Source organism: Amycolatopsis sp. WQ 127309 (genome assembly GCF_023023025.1).
Taxonomy (GTDB): Bacteria; Actinomycetota; Actinomycetes; order Mycobacteriales; family Pseudonocardiaceae; genus Amycolatopsis.
The window spans coordinates 8,046,769-8,068,849 of sequence record NZ_CP095481.1; the positions used below are offsets into that span (position 1 = coordinate 8,046,769).

A 22,081-nucleotide genomic window follows, 5' to 3' on the forward strand; every position below is an offset into this window, starting at 1 on the left:
GCTCGCCGTCGTGTCGGGATGGGTTGCTGATTCATGGACAACGAACAGAAGCTCCGGAGCTACCTCAAGCGGGCCAGCGCGGACCTCGTGCGCACCCAGCAGAGGCTGGAGGAGCTGGAGACCCGCGCGGTCGAACCGATCGCGATCGTCGGGATGAGCTGCCGCTATCCCGGCGGGGTCGCCGGCCCCGAAGACCTCTGGGAGCTGGTCGGCTCCGGGCGCGACGGCGTCACCGGGCTGCCCGCCGACCGCGGCTGGGACCTCGGCGCGCTCGCCGAGGCCGGCGGCGAGGCGGCGATGTCCGGCGGGTTCCTGCTCGACGCGGCCGAGTTCGACGCCGGGTTCTTCGGCATCTCGCCGCGTGAAGCGGCGGAAATGGACCCGCAGCAACGGATCCTGCTCGAGACGACGTGGGAGGCGATCGAGCGCGCCGGCATCGCGCCGTCGTCGCTCAAGGGCACCCGGACCGGCGTGTTCGTCGGCGCGATGGCCCAGGAGTACCTGACCGGGGCCGCCGGGCCGTCCGAGGGTTTCCTGCTGACCGGCAACACGAACAGCGTCCTGTCCGGCCGCCTTTCCTACGTGCTGGGCCTGGTCGGCCCGGCCGTCACGGTCGACACCGCCTGCTCGTCGTCGCTCGTCGCGCTGCACCTGGCCGCGCAGTCGCTGCGGTCGGGGGAGTCGACGCTCGCCGTCGCGGGCGGTGTGACGGTGATGTCCGCCCCGACCACGTTCGTCGAGTTCAGCCGCCAGGGCGGGCTGTCCCCGGACGGCCGCTGCCACTCGTTCGCGGACTCGGCCGCCGGCACCGGCTGGGCCGAGGGCTCGGGTGTGCTCGTGCTCGAACGCCTGTCGGACGCCCGGCGCAACGGCCACCCCGTGCTCGCGGTGGTCCGCGGCAGCGCCGTCAACCAGGACGGCGCCACCAACGGTCTGACCGCCCCCAACGGCCCCTCCCAGCAGCGGGTGATCCGGGAGGCCCTGAAGAGCTCCCGGCTCACGCCGAGCCAGGTCGACGTCGTCGAGGCGCACGGCACCGGCACCCGGCTGGGGGACCCCGTCGAGGCCCAGGCCTTGATGGCGACCTACGGGCAGGACCGCGAACGCGCGCTGCTGCTCGGGTCGATCAAGTCCAACATCAGCCACACCCAGGCCGCCGCCGGCGTGGCCGGCGTGATCAAGATGGTCCTGGCCATGCGCCACGGCGTCGTCCCGCCCACCCTGCACGTCGACGCCCCGTCGTCCCATGTGGACTGGCGCGCGGGCCGGGTCGACCTGGTCACCGAGGCCACCGAATGGCCGGAGACCGGCGAGCCCCGCCGCGCGGGTGTGTCGTCGTTCGGGCTCAGCGGCACCAACGCGCACGCGATCATCGAGCAGGCCCCGGCCGAGGACGCCGAGCCGCGTGAGGTCGCCGAGCGGCCGGTGCCTTTCCTGATTTCCGGCAAGACCGACGAGGCACTGCGCGAGCAGGCCGGACGTCTTGCGCGGCAGCTGGCGGACGGCGACGCGCCGCTCGCCGACGTCGCGTTCTCCCTGGCCACCGCGCGGACGCCGTTCGAGCGTCGCGCTGCCGTCGTCGGCGCCGACCGCGCCGCCGTGGGGGACGCCTTGCGTGCGCTCGCCACGGGGGAGTCCGGGGTCGTCGGCTCGCCGCGGGCGCGGGCCAAGACCGCGTTCCTGTTCACCGGCCAGGGTTCGCAGCACCTGGGTATGGGCCGTGAGCTGTACGCCGCGCACCCGGCGTTCGCCGCCGCCTTCGACGAGGTCCTGGACCGGCTCGAGCCCGGACTCCGGGACGTCGTCTGGGGCACCGGTGCCGACGCTGCCGACACGCTCGCCGACACCGGCTGGGCGCAGCCGGCGATCTTCGCCGTCGAGGTCGCGCTCTTCCGCCTGCTGGAGTCGTGGGGGGTCCGCGCCGACCTGCTCGCCGGGCACTCGGCGGGCGAGATCGCCGCCGCCCACTGCGCGGGCGTGCTGTCCCTCGACGACGCCTGTGCGCTGGTGTCCGCGCGCGCCCGGCTGATGCGGGACCTGCCCGCCGGCGGCGCGATGGTCGCCGTCCGGGCCACCGAGGACGAAGTCCGCGCCGAGCTGGTCGACGGCGTGGGTATCGCCGCCGTCAACGGGCCTCGCGCAGTTGTCTTGTCCGGTACCGAAGACGCCGTACTGGCCGTCGCTTCCCGCTTCGAGCGGACGACGCGGCTGCGCGCGTCCCACGCGTTCCACTCGCACCTGATGGACCCGATGCTGCCCGCGTTCCGCGAAGTCGTCGCCGGGCTGAGCTTCGCCGAGCCCGCGCGTGCGCTCGTCGTCGCCGGTGAGGTGACCGACCCGGAGTACTGGGTGCGGCACGTCCGCGAGACCGTCCGCTTCGGCGACGTCCTCGCGCGCCTCGCCGACGCCGGGGCCACCCGGTTCGTCGAGGTCGGGCCGGAAGCCGCGCTGACGCCGCTGGTCGACGTCCCGGACGCGCTCGCCGTGGCGGTGCTGCGCAAGGACCGTGACGAGCACACCTCCGCCGCCGAGGCGCTCGCCCGGCTGCACGGCGACGGCGTCGCCATCGACTGGACCGCGTTCTTCGCCGGGACCGGCGCCGCGTGGACCGAGCTGCCCACCTACGCCTTCCAGCGCCTGCGGTTCTGGCCGCGTGACACCGGCCGCGGCCGCGGCGACCTGCGGTCCGCGGGCCTGCGCAGCGTCGACCACCCGCTGCTCGGCACCGCCGTCGAGGTCGCCGACGCCCGCGGCCTGCTGCTGACCGGCCGGCTGTCGGCCGGCACGCACGCCTGGCTGGCCGACCACCGCGTCGGCGGCGCGGTCGTCGTGCCCGGCACGGCACTGCTGGAGCTGGCCGTCCGGGCCGGCGCCGAGACCGGCTGCCCGGACGTCGAAGAGCTGACCCTCACCCGGCCGCTGGTGCTGGGCGCGGACGAGCGCGTCGTCGTGCAGGTGTGGGTCGGCGCCCCGGACGACGACGGCCGCCGCGCGGTGGCCGTCCACTCGCGCCCGGACGGGGAAGTCAGCGGCAACTGGACGTCCCACGCGGTCGGCCGGTTGACCGCCGTCACCCGGGAAATCGTGATCCCGGAGGCCGTCTGGCCGCCCGCGGACGCCACCCCCGTCGAGCTGGCCGGGTTCTACGACGGCATCGACGACGGCCGGGAGTACGGCCCGGCGTTCCGCGGCCTGCGTGCCGCCTGGCGTCGCGGCGACGACGTCTTCGCCGAGGTCGCGCTGCCCGACGACGTCGACGCCGAGACGTTCGACCTGCACCCCGCGCTGTTCGACGCGGCCCTGCACGCCACGGCGTTCCTCGCCGGTGACGGCGGCCTGCCGTTCTCCTGGCGGGACGTCGCCGTGCGCGCGGTCGGCGCGACGGTGCTGCGGGCCGAGCTGCGCAAGACCGGTGACGACTCGCTGTCCCTGGTCCTGTCGACGCCCGAGGGCGACTTGGTCGCGGTGGCCGGCGGACTGTCCGTGCGGCCGATCGCCGCCGAATCCTTCGCCGCCGGCACCGGCGGTGGCCTGTACCGGGTCGACTGGACCGAGCCGGTCACCGGGATCACCGACCCGGCCGACGCCGACGTCGTTCCCCTCGACGTCCCGGCGGGGGAGACCCCGGCGGCGGCACGCGACCTCGCCGCGCACGCGCTCGGCCTGCTGCAGGCGCGCGTCGAAGCGGCCGACGACCGGCGGCTGGCCCTGGTCATCCCGGCCGGGGTGTCCGCCGCGGCGACCGTGCGCGGGCTCGTCCTGGCCGCCCAGCAGGAACACCCCGGCCGGTTCGTCCTGATCGAAACCGACGAGCAGCCGGCGTCCGCCGAGGCCGTCACGACCGCGCTGTCGACCGGCGAGCCGCGTGCCCTGATCCGCGCCGGGCGCGTGCTCGTGCCCCGGCTGGTGCGGGCCGTGCCCGCCGAGCCGCGCGGCTGGGACGCCGGCGGCACCGTCCTGATCACCGGCGGCACCGGGGGACTGGGCCGGATCATCGCCCGGCACCTCGTGCGCGAGCACGGCGTCCGGCACCTGGTTCTGGCGAGCCGCCGCGGCATCGCGCCCGACGACCTCCTCACCGAGCTGGCCGGTCAGGGCGCCGACGTCAGCGTCGTCGCCTGCGACGCGAGCGACCGCGCCGCGCTGGCCGCGCTGCTGGGCGACATCCCGGCGGCCCATCCGCTGGCCGCCGTCGTGCACGCGGCCGGCGTCCTCGACGACGGCCTGCTCGGCACCCTCGACGCGGCGAAGCTCGCCACCGTGCTGGCGCCCAAGGCCGACGCGGCCTGGAACCTGCACGAGCTGACCCGCGACCACGACCTGACGGCGTTCGTCCTGTTCTCCTCCCTGGCCGGCACGCTCGGCGCCGCCGGGCAGGCCAACTACGCCGCCGGCAACGCCTTCCTCGACACGCTCGCCCAGGTGCGCCGCGACGCCGGGCTGCCCGCGGTGTCCCTCGCGTGGGGGCCGTGGGCCGGCGAAGCCGGGATGGCCGGCGACGGCACCCTGCGCCGCTTCGCCCGGATGGGCATCCCCGCGCTCACCGAGGCCGAGGGCGTCGCGCTGTTCGACGCCGCTCTCGCGGCCGACGAGCCCGTCGTCGTCCCGGTCCGCTTCGACCTGCCGGTGCTGAGCGCCCGGCCCGAGCCGCCCGCCGTGCTGCGGTCGCTCGTCGGCGGCAGCCGCCGGGCCGTGCGGACCGCGGGCGGGGCCGGCCGGCTGGCGCACCAGCTGTCCACATTGGACGACGCCGCCCGCGCGGCGCGGGTCGCCGACCTGGTCCGCCGTGAGGTCGCCGGGGTGCTCGGGCACGCCGGGGCCGCGGCCGTCGACCCGGAGCGCTCGTTCTCCGAACTCGGTTTCGACTCGCTCACCGCGGTCGAGCTGCGCAACCGCCTGGACGCCGCGACCGGCCTGCGCCTGCCCGCCACGACGGCGTTCGACCACCCGACACCGGCCGCGCTGGCCGCGCACATCCTGGCCGAGCTGCTGGGCGACGACGCTCGCGGCCCGGTCGTCACCCGGACCGTCGCGGCCGACGACGACCCGATCGCCATCGTCGGCATGAGCTGCCGCTTCCCGGGCGGGATCGCCTCGCCGGAAGACCTGTGGGCGGCGGTGGCCGAGGGCCGCGACACGACGTCGACGTTCCCGGTCAACCGCGGCTGGGACCTGGGCGCGCTGTACGACCCGGACCCCGACCACAAGGGCACCTCCTACACCCGCGAAGGCGGCTTCCTGCACAACGCCGGCGAGTTCGACCCGGCGTTCTTCGGGATGAGCCCGCGCGAAGCCGAAGCCATCGACCCCCAGCAGCGGCTGCTGCTCGAAGTCTCGTGGGAGGCGATCGAGCGCGCCGGGATCGACCCGCGACGTCTGCGCGGCAGCTCCACCGGTGTGTTCGCCGGCGTGATGTACAACGACTACGGCCTCGTCATGGCCGGCGGCGACTTCGAAGGCTTCCAGGGCAGCGGCACGGCGTCGAGCGTCGTGTCCGGCCGGGTCGCCTACTCGCTCGGCCTCGAAGGCCCGGCCGTCACCATCGACACGGCCTGTTCGTCGTCGCTCGTGGCGATGCACTGGGCGATGCAGGCCCTGCGGTCCGGCGACTGCACGCTGGCCCTGGCCGGCGGCGTCACCGTGATGTCCACCCCGAACTCGTTCGTCGAGTTCTCCCGCCAGCGCGGCCTGTCGCCCGACGGCCGCTGCAAGTCCTATTCGGACGAAGCCGACGGCGTCGGCTGGTCCGAAGGCGCGGGCGTGCTCGTGCTCGAACGCCTCTCGGACGCCCGCCGTCACGGCCACCGCGTGCTCGGCCTGGTCCGCGGCTCGGCCGTCAACCAGGACGGCGCGTCCAACGGTCTCACCGCGCCGAACGGCCCGTCGCAGCAGCGCGTGATCCGCGCCGCGCTGGCCGGCGCCGGACTGTCCACTTCGGACGTCGACGTCGTCGAGGGCCACGGCACCGGCACGACGCTGGGCGACCCGATCGAGGCGCAGGCGCTGCTCGCGACCTACGGCCAGGACCGGGAAACCCCGCTTTTGCTCGGTTCGGTGAAGTCCAACATCGGGCACACGCAGGCCGCCGCGGGTGTCGCCGGCGTGATCAAGCTGATCATGGCGATGCGGCACGGCACGGTGCCGCAGTCGCTGCACGCGGCCGCACCGTCGTCCCATGTGGACTGGAGCGCGGGCGCGGTCTCGCTGCTCGCCGAGGCGTCGCCGTGGCCGGAGACCGGGCGCGCCCGGCGTGGCGCGGTGTCGTCGTTCGGCATCAGCGGGACCAACGCGCACGTCGTCCTCGAAGCGGCTCCTCTCGTCGAAGCCTCGCCGGTCGTGACCCCCGTGGACGCCGTGGCCGCGCCGCTGCTGCTGTCCGCCCGGACCGCCGGTGGGCTGCGTGAGCAGGCCGCGAACCTGGCGTCGATCGACGCCGGGCGGCTGGACCTCGCGTGGTCCCTGGCGACCACGCGCACCGCGTTCGAGCACCGGGCCGTGGTGCTCGGCGACGACGTCTCGTCGTCGCTGGCCGCGCTCGCCGCCGGGAACTCGGCGCCCGGGCTGGTCACCGGTACCACCGCGACCGGTGGGCTCGCGTTCGTCTTCCCCGGTCAGGGTGCCCAGCGCCTGGGCATGGGGCGTGAGCTGGCGGCGCGGTTCCCCGTGTTCGCCGACGTCTTCACCGACGTCCTCGACCGGTGCGAGCCGGGCCTGCGGGACGTGGTGTGGGGCGACGACCCGGCCGCGCTGGAGCGGACCGGGACCGCGCAACCCGCGTTGTTCGCCTTCGGCGTGGCCGCGTTCCGGTTGCTGGAGTCGTGGGGCGTCCGCCCGGACCTGGTGGCCGGGCACTCGATCGGCGAGATCGCGGCGGCGCACGTCTCGGGCGTGCTGTCGCTGGACGACGCGTGCACGCTGGTGTCCGCACGGGCCCGGCTCATGCAGGCCCTGCCCGCCGGCGGGGCGATGGTGTCGGTGCAGGCGTCCGAAGAGGACGTTCGCGCAGGCCTGACCGACGGCGTCGACATCGCGGCGATCAACGGCCCGGACTCGGTGGTGCTCTCGGGCGTCGAGGACGCCGTGCTGGGCGTCGCCGCGCGCTTCGAGCGGACGAAGCGGCTGCAGGTGTCGCACGCGTTCCACTCGCACCTGATGGACCCGATGCTGGCGGAGTTCGGCGAGGTCGTGCGGGGGCTGGACTTCGCCGAGCCGTCGCTGACGTTCGTCGCCCAGGGCGACGTCCGGTCGCCGGGGTACTGGGTCGAGCACGTGCGCGCGACGGTCCGGTTCGCCGAGACGATCTCGCGTTCGGACGCCGCCACGTTCCTGGAACTCGGGCCGGGCGCGGTGCTGTCGGCCATGATCGACCAGCCGGGCGCGATCCCGTTGCTGCGCAAGGACCGCCCGGAGGTGGAGTCCGCCGTCACGGCCCTGGCGGTGCTGCACACGCGCGGCTGCACGGTGGACTGGCCGGCCTACCTCGGCCGCGCGGGCGCGCCGGTCGAGCTGCCGACGTACCCGTTCCAGCGCGAGCACTACTGGGCTGCCGCCACCCCGGCGCGGTCCGTGGCCGCCACCGCGGACGGCCCCCTGTGGGAGGCGATCGGCCGCGGCGACCCGACGGAGCTGGCCGGCCTGCTCGACCTCGGCGACGACCAGCAGGAGTCGTTGACCACGCTGCTCCCGGCCCTGTCGGGCTGGCGCGACCGCCGTGCGGCGGAGGAGAAGGCGAAGTCCTGGCGCTACCGCACGGAGTGGCACCCGTTCCGCACCGCGGAAAACCCTTCTTTGCCCGGAACCTGGCTGCTGGTGACGTCGACCGCCGACGAAGGCGCGGAGATCGCCACAGCGCTGACCACCCACGGCGCCACGATCAAGCGCATCGCACTCTCGGCTCTCGACGCCGCCGAGGCCCCGAAGTCCGTGAATGCCACATCCACGGACACTACGTCCCTCGATGTGGCATTCACGGACTTGGCCGACCGCGCGCAGCTGGCCGCGGCGCTGGCTGCGACCGGGCCGGTTGACGGTGTCCTGCACCTGCCCGCCCCCGGGGATGCCGGGCTGCGGGATCTGCTCACCCTCGTTCAGGCCCTTGGCGACGCCGACCTCGGCCTCCGCCTGTGGACCCTCACCTCCGGTGCCGTTGTCACCGCGGGGGAAGGGGCGCCCGATCCCGTCGCCGCGCGGGTGTGGGGGCTGGGGCGGACCGCCGCGCTCGAACTGCCCGCGCTGTGGGGCGGGCTGATCGACCTGCCCGCCACCCTCGACCCCGCCGCCGGGCGACGGCTCGCCTCCGTCCTCGCCGGATCCGGTGGGGAAGACCAGGTCGCCATCCGGGCCCAGGGGGCCTTCGGCCGCCGGGTCGGGCGGTACCTGCCCGCCGAGCCCACCGGACGCTTCCGCGCTTCCGGGACCGTGCTCGTCACCGGCGGCACCGGTGCGCTCGGCGCGTCCGTCGCGCGGTGGCTCGCCGCCGCCGGGGCCGAGCACCTGGTGCTCGTCAGCCGTCGCGGCCCGGATGCGCCTGGCGCGACCGAACTCGAGGCCGAACTCACCGAGGCCGGCGCCCGGGTGACGATCGCCGCCTGTGACATCGCCGATCGCGCCGCCGTCGAGCAGCTCCTCGACGGCCTGCAGCTCACCGGGGTCGTGCACACCGCGGGCATCGCGCAGGCGATGGACCCGATCCACGGCGCCGACTTCGCCGAGTACACCCGCGTCATGGCCGCCAAGACCGACGGCGCCGCGCACCTCGACGTCCTCCTCGCCGGGCACGACCTCGACTTCTTCCTGCTCTTCGGGTCCGTCGCCGGCGTCTGGGGCAGTGGCGGCCAGGCCGCCTACGCCGCCGGCAACGCCTACCTCGACGCGCTCGCCGAGGCCCGCCGGGCCCGCGGCCGCAAGGCGACGTCCATCGCCTGGGGCGCCTGGGCCGAGGAAGGCATGGCCACCGACGAGCACGTCGCCGGCCAGCTGAGCCGTCGCGGCCTCGGGTTCCTGCCGACCGCGCCCGCGCTCGCCGAGCTGGAACGCGCGCTGCTGCGCGACGACACGGCCGTCGTCGTCGCCGACATCACCTGGGACACGTTCCTGCCGGTCTTCACCGCCACCCGCGCCAGCCGGCTGTTCGACGAACTCGTCGAGAGCAAGCCCGAGCCCGTCGCGGCCACCGCCGTGACCGCCTTCGCCGCGCGCTTCGCCGGGATGTCCGAGACCGAACGCGACCGCGCGCTGCTGGACCTGGTGCGCGTCGAAGCCGCCGAAGTGCTGGGCCACGTGACGGCCGACGCCATCGACGAGGACCGTGCGTTCCGCGACCTCGGCTTCGACTCGCTGACCGCCGTCGAGTTCCGCCGTCGTCTGGTCGACGCCACCGGTCTGTCCCTGCCCGCGACGCTGGTCTTCGACTACCCGACCCCGCTCGCGCTCGTCGCGTTCCTGCGCGAGGAGATCGACGGCCCGGCCGTCGGCGACGTCGTCGTCACGCCGGGTGCCGTGGACGAGCCCATCGCCATCGTCGGCATGGGCTGCCGCTTCCCGGGCGGCGTCGGCTCGCCGGAAGACCTCTGGAACGTCGTCGTGGGCGGAGTCGACGCGATCTCGTCGTTCCCCGCCGACCGCGGCTGGGACATCGCGGGCCTGTTCGACCCGGACCCGGACCGCGGCGGCAAGACGTACTCGACGCTCGGCGGGTTCCTGGAGGACGCCGCCGAGTTCGACGCCGGGTTCTTCGGGATCTCGCCGCGTGAAGCCATGTCCATGGACCCGCAGCAGCGGTTCCTGCTCGAAGTTTCCTGGGAGGCCCTGGAACGCGCCGGCGTCGACCCCGCATCGGTGCGGGGGAGCCGGACCGGCGTCTTCATCGGCTCCAGCTTCCAGGACTACGGCACCTCGACCGGCGAAGGTTCCGAGGGCCACCTCGTCACCGGCACCATCCCGAGTGTCCTTTCCGGACGGTTGTCGTACCTGTTCGGCTTCGAGGGCCCGTCGGTCACCGTCGACACGGCGTGTTCGTCGTCGATCGTCGCGCTGCACCTCGCGTGCCAGTCGCTGCGCGCCGGGGAAAGCTCCCTCGCCCTGGCCGGCGGGGCCACGATCATGGCGTCGCCCGACCCGTTCGTCGCGTTCAGCCGCCAGCGCGCGCTCGCCGCCGACGGCCGCTGCAAGGCGTTCTCCGAAGCCGGTGACGGCATGAGCCTCGCCGAAGGTGTCGGCATTCTCGTGCTGGAACGGCTGTCCGACGCCCGCCGCCACGGCCACCAGGTCCTCGCCGTCGTGCGCGGCACCGCGGTCAACTCCGACGGCGCGTCCAACGGCCTCACCGCCCCGAACGGCCCGTCGCAGCAGCGCGTCATCCGCCAGGCCCTGGCCAACGCCGGGCTCGCCGCGGCCGAGGTCGACGCGCTCGACGCGCACGGCACCGGCACCGCGCTCGGCGACCCGATCGAGGTCCAGGCGCTGCAGGCGACCTACGGCCGCGACCGCGAGCGGCCGCTGCTGATCGGCTCGGTGAAGTCCAACATCGGGCACACGCAGTCCGCCGCCGGCGTGGCCAGCCTGATCAAGATGGTGCACGCCATGCGCCACGGCGTGCTGCCGCGCACCCTGCACGTCGACCAGCCGTCCACGAAGATCGACTGGTCGGCCGGCGCCGTCCAGCTGCTGCACGAGCAGGCGGAGTGGCCCGAGACCGGACGTCCCCGCCGGGCCGGCGTCTCGTCGTTCGGCATCAGCGGCACCAACGCCCACGCGATCATCGAAGCCCCGGCGCCGGAAGACGTCCCGGCCGAGCCCGAAGCCGCGTCCGGACCGGTCGTCTGGCCGCTGTCCGCGCGCACCGCGCCCGCCCTGCAGGCCCAGGCCTTGCGGCTGCTGCACCACCTCGACGAGCACCCCGCGACGCGGCCGGTCGACGTCGGCTGGTCCCTTTCCGGGACACGGTCGGTGTTCGAGCAGCGCGCGGTCGTCGTCGGCGAAGACCCGCTGGACCTGCGCCGCGGCCTCGCCGCACTGGCCGGGAACGCCGCCGACGCCGCGCTCGTGCGCGGGGTCGCCAAGCGCACCGCCGCACCCGTGTTCGTCTTCCCCGGCCAGGACTCGCAGTGGCCGGGCATGGCCCGCGAGCTGCTGGCGTCGTCGCCGGTGTTCGCCGGCCGGATGGCCGAGTGCGCCGCCGCGCTCGCGGAGTTCACCGACTGGTCGCTGCCGGATGTCCTGCGCGACGACGAAGCCCTGGCCCGGGTCGACGTGATCCAGCCGGTGCTGTGGGCCGTGATGGTGTCGCTGGCGAGCCTGTGGAGCGCGCACGGCGTCGAGCCGGTCGCCGTGATCGGGCACTCCCAGGGCGAAATCGCCGCGGCGTGTGTCGCCGGCGCCTTGACGCTGCAGGACGGCGCGCGGATCGTGGCGCTGCGGTCGCGGCTGATCGCCGAGCGGCTCTCCGGCCGCGGGGCGATGCTGTCGGTCGTCGCGGCCGCGGACGACGTCCGCGAGCTGATCGCCGAGCTGGCCGACCGGATCGCCGTCGCGGCGGTCAACGGCCCGCGTTCGGTCACCGTGTCCGGCGACCCGGACGCGCTGGCCGTGCTGGAACGGCGGCTCGCCAAGGCGGGCATGATGCGCTGGCGGCTGGACGGCGTCGACTTCGCCGCGCATTCGCCGCAGGTGGACGAGATCGCCGGCGAGCTCGCCGAGCTGCTGGCGCCGGTGGCCCCGCGCGAGACCGGCGTCCGGTTCTACTCGACGGTGACCGGCGGGCTCGTCGAGCCCACCGAGCTGACCGGCGACTACTGGTGCCGCAACCTGCGGGGGACCGTCGAGTTCGGCGCCGCGCTGTCCGCGGCGGTCGCCGACGGCCACCCGGTGTTCGTCGAGTCGAGCCCGCACCCGGTGTTCAGCATGGCCATCGGCGAGCTGGCCGAGGCGGCCGGCGTGCCGGTCGCGGCGCTGGGCACCCTGCGCCGCGACGACGGCGGGTCCGACCGGTTCCTGAAGTCCCTGGCCGAGGCGCACACCCGCGGGGTGGCGGTCGACTGGGCGGACACCCTGACCGGCGGCCGCCGCGCCGACCTGCCCACGTACGCGTTCCAGCACGAGCACTACTGGGCCATCGAAGAAGCCGCAACGGCGATGGCGGGCGCCCCGGCCGACGACGAGCTGTGGCAGGCGGTCGGCCGCGCCGACACGGGTGAGCTGACCCGCCTGCTGGACCTGGACGAGCACCAGCGGGGAGCGCTCGACGACCTGCTGCCGTCCCTGTCGGCCTGGCACGCCCGCCGCGACGAGGAGTCCACTGTGGACGCCTGGCGCTACCGCGTCGCCTGGCGCCCGTCCCGCCCGGCAGGCGGCACTCTGTCCGGCACCTGGCTGGTCCTCGGCGACGACGCGGATGGCGAGGTCGCCACCGCCCTGCGCAGCCAAGGCGCCGAGGTACGTCCGATCGTCCTCGCCGGCGACTCCGATCGCGAGGCGTTGACGACCGCGCTCGGGGACACCGACGGCGTGACCGGGATCGTCTCGCTGCTCGCCTCCGATCACACTCCGACCGACCACCCGGGCCTCGACCGCGGCTTGCTGCGGACCCTCTCGCTCGTCCAAGCCGTCGCCGAGACGGACCCCGCCATCCCGATCTGGGCGCTGACCCGGGGGGCCGTCTCCACCGGGCCCGCCGATCCCGTCCGCGACCCCGCTCAGGCGCAGGTGCACGGTCTCGGCTGGTCCGCCGCCCTCGAACACCCCGGCCGCTGGGCCGGGCTGATCGACCTGCCCGAAACCCTCGACGCCGCGGCCGCCCGGCGGCTTGCCGCGGTGCTGGCCGGGTCCGGCGATGAAGACCAGCTCGCCGTCCGGGCGTCCGGTGTGTTCGCGCGCCGGATCGTGCCCGCTCCCGTGGCCGGGCGTCGTCCCGAACGGACCTGGCGCGCCCACGGCACCGCCATCGTCACCGGCGGTACCGGCACCCTCGGTCCGCACCTCGCCCGCTGGCTCGCCGGTGAGGGCGTCGAGCACGTCGTGCTGACCGGCCGTCGTGGCCTCGACGCGCCGGGTGCCGAGGCTCTCCAGGCCGAACTCGCGTCGGCCGAAGTGGTCGCTCTCGACGTCACCGATCGCGACGCCGTCGCCGCGCTCATCACCCGGCTCAAGGGCGAAGGCCGCCGCATCACCACCGTGGTGCACACCGCCGCGCACATCGCGCTCGCGCCGCTGACCGGCACGAACCCCACCGCCTTCGCCGAGGTCCTCGACGCCAAGGTCACCGGCGCGGCCAACCTCGACGCCGTCCTCGACGACCTGCTCGACGAGGGCGAACTCGAGCACTTCGTGATGTACTCCTCGACCGCCGGCGTCTGGGGCAGTGGTGACCACGGCGCCTACTCCGCGGCCAACGCCTACCTCGGCGCGCTCGCCGAGCAGCGGCGCGCCCGCGGGGTCCCGGCGACGACGATCGCCTGGGGCATCTGGGCCGACGACCGCGAGCTGGGCCGGGTCGACCCGGGCCGGATCCTGCGCAGCGGCCTGCAGTTCATGGAACCGCGTCTCGCGCTCGCCGGGCTGAAGCGCGCCCTCGAGGACGACGAGACGTCGCTGATGATCGCCGACCTCGACTGGGAGCGGTACTACCCGGTCTTCACGTCGGTGCGGCCCAGCCCGCTGTTCGCCGAGCTGCCCGCGGTCCGCAAGCTCGCCGAGGCCGCCCCGGAGACGGCCGACGTCGCGGCGTTCGCCGGCCGGGTCCGCGCCCTGCCCGCCGCGGCCGGCCGCCGGCTCGTCGTCGACCTCGTCCGCGCCGAAGCCGCGACCGTGCTCGGCCACGCCGGTGGCGACGCCGTCGAGGCCGACCGTGCCTTCCGCGACCTCGGCTTCGACTCGCTCACCGCCGTCGACCTGCGCAACCGCCTCGAGGTCGTGACCGGGCTGAGCCTGCCCAGCACCGTCGTGTTCGACTACCCGAACGCCGACGCGCTGGCCGGGTTCATCCTGTCCACTCTGGACGGATCGGACACCACCGAAACCGTTGTCACGCGGGCGATGGTCGACGAGCCCATCGCCATCGTCGGCATGAGCTGCCGGTTCCCCGGCGGCGTCGCGTCGCCGGAAGCGTTGTGGGACCTCGTGCTCGGCGGCGGGGACGCGATCTCGTCGTTCCCGGCCGACCGCGGCTGGGACGCGGCCGGGCTGTACGACCCCGACCCGGACCGCAGCGGCAAGACCTACTCGACGCTCGGTGGCTTCCTCGAAGGCGCCGCGGACTTCGACGCCGGCTTCTTCGGCATCTCGCCGCGCGAGGCGCTGTCGATGGACCCGCAGCAGCGGCTCCTGCTGGAAGTCTCGTGGGAAGCCCTCGAACGCGCCGGCGTCGACCCGGCGACCGTGCGGGGCAGCCGCACGGGCGTCTTCATCGGCTCCAGCTACCAGGACTACGGCTCGACCGTCATGAACGCGGCCGAGGGCTCCGAGGGCCACATGATCACCGGCTCGGTGTCGAGTGTCCTGTCCGGACGGGTCGCTTACCTGTTCGGCCTGGAAGGCCCGGCCGTCACGCTCGACACGGCGTGCTCGTCGTCCCTCGTCGCGCTGCACCTGGCCTGCCAGTCCCTGCGCAACGGCGAAAGCACGATGGCCCTGGCCGGTGGCGTCACCGTGATGGCGACACCCGCGCCGTGGATCGGCTTCAGCCGCCAGCGCGCGATGGCACCCGACGGCCGCTGCAAGGCCTACTCCGACGAGGCCGACGGCATGAGCCTCGCCGAGGGCATCGGCCTGGTCCTCGTCGAACGGCTCTCCGACGCGCAGCGCAACGGCCACGAGATCCTGGCCGTCGTCCGCGGCTCGGCGATGAACTCCGACGGCGCGTCCAACGGCATGACCGCGCCGAACGGGCCGTCCCAGCAGCGCGTGATCAAGCAGGCGCTGGCCAACTCCGGACTGGCCGCTTCGGACGTCGACGTCATCGAAGGTCACGGCACCGGCACCGCGCTCGGCGACCCGATCGAGGTCCAAGCGCTGCAGGCCACCTACGGCCGCGAGCGCGAACGACCGCTGCTGCTCGGCTCGGTGAAGTCCAACATCGGCCACACCCAGATGGCGTCCGGTATCGCCGGTGTCCTCAAGATGGTCATGGCGATGCGCCACGGCGTGCTGCCGAAGACACTCCACGCCGGGACGCCGTCGTCGCACATCGACTGGTCCAGCGGGACGATCGCGCTCCTCGACGAGCAGACCGACTGGCCCGAGACCGGTGCGCCGCGCCGTGCCGCCGTCTCGTCGTTCGGCCTGAGCGGCACCAACGTCCACACCGTGCTGGAACAGGCTCCCGGCGTCGAAGTCCCGGAAGCCGAGGCCGAGCCGAAGACGATCGGGACCGTTCCGCTGGTCGTGTCGGCCCGGACGCCGGAAGCGCTGCTCGCCCAGGCGGCGCGGCTGCGCACCTGGCTGACCGACCAGCCCGAACCCGCGCTCGCCGACCTCGGCTTCTCGCTCGCGACGGCCCGGGCCGACCTGAGCCACCGCGCGGTCGTCCTGGCCGCCACACACGACGACGTCCTCGACGGGCTCGCCGCCGTCGCCGCCGACCAGCCCGCGGCGAGCGTGCTGCGCGGCACCACCGGCGGCCCCGGCACCGCGTTCCTGTTCACCGGGCAAGGCAGCCAGCGCCCGGGCGCCGGGCGCGAGCTGGCCGAGCGGTTCCCCGTCTTCGCCGAAGCCCTCGACGAGGTCGTCTCCCACCTGGACGCCGGGCTCGAGCGCCCGCTGCACGGCCTGCTGTTCGCCGAGCCGGGCACGCCGGAAGCCGCGCTGCTGGACGAAACCCGCTACGCCCAGCCCGCGTTGTTCGCGATCGAGGTCGCGCTGTTCCGGCTCCTGGAGTCGTGGGGCGTGCGGCCCGACCACGTCGCCGGCCACTCGGTCGGCGAGATCGCCGCGGCGCACGTCGCCGGGGTGTTCTCCCTGGCCGACGCCGCCACGCTGGTGCTCGCCCGCGGCCGCCTGATGCAGGCGCTGCCGTCCGGCGGTGCCATGGTCGCAATCCGCGAGTCCGAGGCGGACGTGCGAGCGCTGCTGCCCGAGGGCATCGACATCGCGGCGGTCAACGGGCCGCGCGCGACCGTCGTCGCCGGTCCCGAGGACGCCGTGCTCGCATTCGCCGAGCAGTTCCCGAAGACCCGCCGGCTCACGGTGTCTCACGCCTTCCACTCGGCGGCGATGGACCCGATGCTGGACGAGTTCCGCGCGGCCGTCGCCGGGCTGACCTATTCGGCGCCGGACCTGTCGCTCGTCTCCGGCATCACCGGCGGCTTCGGCGACGCCGACCTGGTGTCCACTCCGGACTACTGGGTGCGCCACGCCCGCGAGGCCGTCCGCTTCGGCGACACCATCACCGCGCTGCACGACGCCGGCGTCACCGCCTACGTCGAACTCGGGCCCGACGGCGTGCTGTCGGCGATGGTCGGCGAGACCGTCACCGACACCGGCGTCGCCGTGCGGCCCGTGCTGCGGCGCGACCGGCCGGAGGGGGAGACCGTCGCGGCGCTGCTCGGCGAGCTGCACGCGCACGGCGTCCGCCCCGACTGGGCCGCCTTCTACGCCGGCACCGGTGCCCGCCGGATCGACCTGCCCACCTACGCCTTCCAACGTGCCCGGTACTGGCCGGAGCCCGCTCCGGCGGAGTCCACGGCCGAAGCCGACACGGGCTTCTGGACCGCTCTCGAAGCCGCCGACGTCACGTCGCTGTCGACCACGCTCGACGTCGACCGCGACGCGCTCGGCACGGTCCTGCCCGCGCTCACCGCCTGGCGGCGCCAGGTCCGGACGGAGTCCGAGGCCGACGCGTGGCGCTACCGCGTCGTCTGGACGCCGGTCCGCACCGAGCCCGCGACCCCGCGCCGCGTGCTGGTCGTCGTGCCCGCCGAACCCGGCCCGTGGGCCGAGTCGGTCCTGTCCGCTGTGGACGGTGTCCGGTTCGAGGTCGGCAACGAAGACCGCGAGACCCTGGCCGCACGTCTGTCCGAAGTAGACACAGACGTCGTGCTTTCCCTGCTGGGAGAAACCGATCGCGCTCTCACCGTGGCGCAGGCGCTCGGTGACGCCGGGATCGCCGCGCCGCTGTGGTGGGCGACCCGCGGCGCCGTCAGCGTCGGTGCCGCCGACCCCGCGGCGGACCCGCGTGGTTCGGCCCTGTGGGGCCTCGGCCGGGTGCTGGGGCTGGAGCAGCCGCAGCGCTGGGGCGGCCTCGTCGATCTGCCTGAGACCCTGGACACCCGCGCGGTCAACCGGCTCTTCGCCGTGCTGGCCGGTATCGGCGACGAGGACCAGGTGGCCGTCCGGCCGTCCGGAGTCTTCGCCCGTCGTCTCGCCACAGCCCCCATGACGACTGTCGAGGCCTACACCCCGCGCGGCACCGTCCTGATCACCGGTGGCACCGGCGGGCTCGGCGCGGAAGTCGCGCGCCGCTTCGCCACGGCCGGTGCCGAGCACCTGGTGCTCGTCAGCCGCAGCGGTCCGGACGCGCCCGGCGCGGCCGACCTCGAAGCCGAACTCCGGACTGCAGGCGCCGAGGTGACGATCGCCGCCTGTGACGTCGCCGACCGCGACGCCCTGGCCGCACTGATCGCGTCGCTCCCGACGGTGAACGCCGTCGTGCACACCGCCGGAGTCGTCGATGACGGCACGACGGATTCCCTGACCCCGGACCAGTTCGCGACCGTCTTCGGCCCGAAGTGCGTGGGCGCCGAGAACCTCGACGAGCTGACCGAAAACCTCGACGCCTTCGTGCTGTTCTCCTCGACCGCGGGCACGTTCGGCGCGGCCGGGCAGGGCAACTACGCGGCTGCCAACGCCTACCTCGACGCGCTCGCCGCCCGGCGGCGGGTCGCCGGTCAGGCCGCGACGTCGATCGCCTGGGGTCCCTGGGCGGGCGCCGGCATGCTCGGTGGCGACGCCGGGGTGCAGGACCGCGTCGGCCGCGGTGGGCTCGCCCTGCTGCCGCCGGACCGCGCGATCGCGGCCATGCGTCGCGCGATCGGCGCCGGTGACGCCGAAGTGGTCGTCGCCGACATCGACTTCACCCGCTTCATCCCGGCGTTCAGCATCGGCCGGCCGTTCCCGCTGCTGGCCGACCTGCCCGCGGCGAAGGCCGTGCTCAGCCAGGCCCGCGAGGCGGGGGAGCGCGGCGACCTGCGCACCACCCTGGCCGGGCTGCCCGACGCCGACCGCGAGAAGCACCTGCTGAGCCTGCTGCGCACGCAGGTCGCGATGGTCCTCGGGCACTCCGACGCCGGGGCCGTCGCACCGGACGCCGCGTTCGCCGACCTCGGCTTCGACTCGCTCACCGCGGTCGAACTCCGCAACGGCATCGGCGCGGCGACCGCGCTCGCGCTGCCGTCGTCGCTGGTCTTCGACCACCCGACCCCGCGCGCGCTGACCGCGTTCCTGCTCGGCGAACTGGTCGGCACCACCGAACTCACCACGACCACGGCGGTCACCCGGGCCGACGCGACCGACCCGGTCGTCATCGTCGGCATCGGCTGCCGCTTCCCCGGCGGCGTCACCTCGCCGCGCACCTTCTGGGACCTCCTGGACGGCGGCGGCGACGCGATCGGCCCGTTCCCGACCGACCGCGGCTGGGACCTCTCGACGATCGGCGCCGGTCAGGCCGGGTTCCTGCCCGACGCCGGGCACTTCGACGCCGGGTTCTTCGGCATCTCGCCGCGTGAGGCCCTCGCGATGGACCCGCAGCAGCGGCTGCTGCTGGAGACGTCGTGGGAGTCCCTGGAGCACGCCGGGATCGACCCGGCGACCCTGCGCGGCTCCGACACCGGCGTGTTCGTCGGCACCAACGGCCAGGACTACACCGGCCTGCTGCTCACCTCCGGCGCGGACGTCGCCGGGCACATGGCCACCGGCACGACGGCGAGCGTGCTGTCCGGCCGGCTGTCCTACACCCTCGGTCTGGAAGGCCCGGCCGTCACGGTCGACACGGCCTGCTCGTCGTCGCTGGTCGCGCTGCACTGGGCGGCCCAGTCGCTCGCCTCGGGCGAGTGCTCGCTGGCCCTGGTCGGCGGCGTCACGGTGATGACCAGCCCGTTCTCCTTCGTCGAGTTCGACGCCCAGGGCGGCCTCGCCGCCGACGGCCGCTGCAAGGCCTTCTCCGACGACGCCGACGGCACCACCTGGTCCGAAGGCGCCGGTGTGCTGGTCGTCGAGCGGCTGTCCGACGCACGCCGCCTCGGCCACGACGTCCTCGCCGTGGTGCGGGGATCGGCGATGAACCAGGACGGCGCGTCCAACGGGCTCACCGCCCCGAACGGCCCGTCGCAGCAACGCGTGATCCGCCAGGCGCTGGCCAACGCCGGACTGGCTGCCGAGGACGTCGACGTCGTCGAGGCGCACGGCACCGGCACCACCTTGGGTGACCCGATCGAGGCGCAGGCGCTGCTGGCCACCTACGGCCGTGAGCGCGAAGAGCCGCTGCTGCTCGGTTCGGTGAAGTCGAACCTGGGCCACACCCAGGCCGCCGCCGGTGCCGCCGGCGTCATCAAGATGGTGCTGGCCCTCGGCCGCGGCACCGTGCCGAAGACGCTGCACGTCGGCGAGCCGTCGTCCCACGTGGACTGGTCCGCGGGGGCGGTCCGGCTGGTCACCGAAGCGACCGAGTGGCCCGAGACCGGCCGCCCGCGTCGCGCCGCGGTGTCGTCGTTCGGCGTCAGCGGCACCAACGCCCACGTGATCCTGGAGGCGCCGCCCGCCCGCGAGGACGTCACCGGCACTCGCCCGGCGGTCGTCCCGTGGCCGGTGTCGGCCCGCTCGGCGGCCGCGCTCGACGCGCAGCTCGTCCTGCTGGCCGACGTCGAGACCGACGCCTTGGACGCCGGGTTCACCCTGGCGACCGGGCGCGCCGCGCTCGACCACCGGGCCGTGCTCGCCGACGGCCGGGTCGTCGCGCGAGGTGTGGCCCGCGAGCGCGTGAGCGCGTTCCTGTTCTCCGGCCAGGGCGCCCAGCGCCTCGGCATGGGCCGCGAGCTGTACGACCGGTTCCCGGTGTTCGCCGAGGCGTGGGACGAGGTCTGCGCCCACTTCGACGCCGGGCTGCCCGGCTCGCTGCGGGACGTCGCCTGGGGCGACGACGCGGCCGAGCTGAACCACACCGGCTGGGCCCAGCCCGCGTTGTTCGCCGTCGAGGTCGCGCTGTTCCGGCTCCTCGAGTCGTGGGGGATCCGGCCCGACTTCGTCGCCGGGCACTCGATCGGCGAGATCGCCGCCGCGCACGTCGCCGGTGTGCTGTCCCTCGAAGACGCGTGCACGCTCGTCGCGGCTCGCGGCCGGCTCATGCAAGCGCTGCCGACGGGCGGCGCGATGGTCGCCGTCCGCGCGGCCGAGGCCGATGTCCGGCTCACCGACGGCGTCGACCTCGCCGCCGTCAACGGGCCCGAGTCGATCGTGCTGTCCGGCGCCGAGGACTCCGTACTCGCCGTCGCGGCGAACTTCGAGAGCAGCAAACGGCTTTCGGTCTCGCACGCGTTCCACTCGCACCTGATGGAACCGATGCTCGACGAGTTCCGCGCGGTCGTGGCGGGCCTGCGGTTCGCGGCGCCGTCGATCCCGGTCGTGACGTCGGGTGACGTCACCTCGCCGGAGTACTGGGTGCGGCACGTGCGTGACACCGTCCGGTTCGGTGACACCCTGGACCGGCTCGCGGAGTCGGACGTCTCGCTGTACGTCGAGATCGGGCCGGACGCCGTGCTGACGCCGCTCGTCGCCGAGGCGGACGACCGCGTCGTCGTGCCGGTGCTCCGCCGCGGGAAGTCCGAAGAGGACAGTGCAGCGACCGCGCTCGGCACCCTGTTCACCGCCGGGACCGACCCGGACTGGGCGGCCTGGTTCGCCGGCACCGCCGGGCGACGCGCCGAACTGCCGACGTACGCCTTCCAGCGCCGTCGTCACTGGCCCGACGCGCCGGCCACGGCCGTGGCCGGGACCGCCGTCGACGCCGAGTTCTGGGCGTCGGTCGACCGCGCCGACGGCGCCGAGCTGGCGACCGCCCTGGACGTCGACCCGGCGGCACTCACCGCCGTGCTGCCCGCCTTGGCCGAGTGGCGCCGCAAGCGCGACGCCAAGTCCGCCGCCGACGACCTGCGCTACCGGATCACCTGGCAGCCCGTCACCGTCGGCGCTGCCGACGCCGCCGACGTCGTGGTCATCGCCGGCCCGGACACCGAATGGGCCGAAACCCTCGCCGCGGCCCTCGGCGCCGAGATCCACAGCCCGGACGCCGACCTGACCCAGGTGCGGGCCACGAGGGTCGTGTCCCTGCTCGACACCGTCGCCGACACCCGCGCGCTGCTGGCCGCGCTCGACGACGCCGGCCTCGACGCGCCGGTGTGGTGCGTGACCCGTGGCGCGGTCGCCGTTACCCCGGCCGAGCGGATCGCGTCGCCGGAAACGGCCGCGCTGTGGGGCTTCGGCCGCGTCGCCGCGCTGCACGACCCGGTGCGCTGGGGCGGGCTCGTCGACGTCCCCGCCGACCTGGACGCGCGGACCGCGGCCCGGCTGGCCGGCGTGCTCGCCGGCGACGAGGACCAGGTCGCCGTCCGGGCGGCCGGGGCCTACGGCCGCCGCCTGACCCGCGCCGGCGCGCCCGGTGAGCGCTGGGAGCCGTTCGGCACCGTGCTCGTCACCGGCGACGGGCCGGCCGCGGCCATCGCGGACCGGCTCGCCGAGCGCGACGGCGTCCACGTCGTCCGCGGCGCCACCGCCGACCCGGATGCCTTGCGCGACCTGCTGGCGCAGTTCCCGCCCGACGCCGTCATCCACGGCGAAGGTCTCGCGGGTGCCCGGCACCTCGCGGACCTGCTGGACAGCAAGGAACTCGACGCGTTCGTGCTGCTCACCTCGATCGCCGGGGTGTGGGGCGTGCGCGGCCGCGGCGACGAAGCCGCCGAGGCCGCCGCGCTCGAAGCCTTCGCCCGGCAGCGCCGGGACCGCGGCGAGAAGGCGGCCGTCGTCGCGTTCTCGGCGTGGGAAGGCGCCGACGAGGACCTCGACCACCTGCGTGACAGCGGCCTGCCCGCGCTCGACCCGG

Annotated in this window: 1 protein-coding gene (cut by a window edge); it reads left to right on the forward strand. The window is 74.8% G+C overall.

Features of this window, described 5'->3' with window-relative positions:
• The first annotated feature begins 33 nt into the window (after positions 1–33).
• A protein-coding gene (locus MUY22_RS36290) for a type I polyketide synthase (protein ID WP_247051686.1) crosses the window boundary here: on the forward strand, positions 34–22,081 show its 5' portion. The gene runs 5,099 nt beyond the window's last position; the window shows 22,048 of its 27,147 coding nt (coding positions 1–22,048); the start codon lies at positions 34–36; its stop codon lies beyond the right edge, outside the window.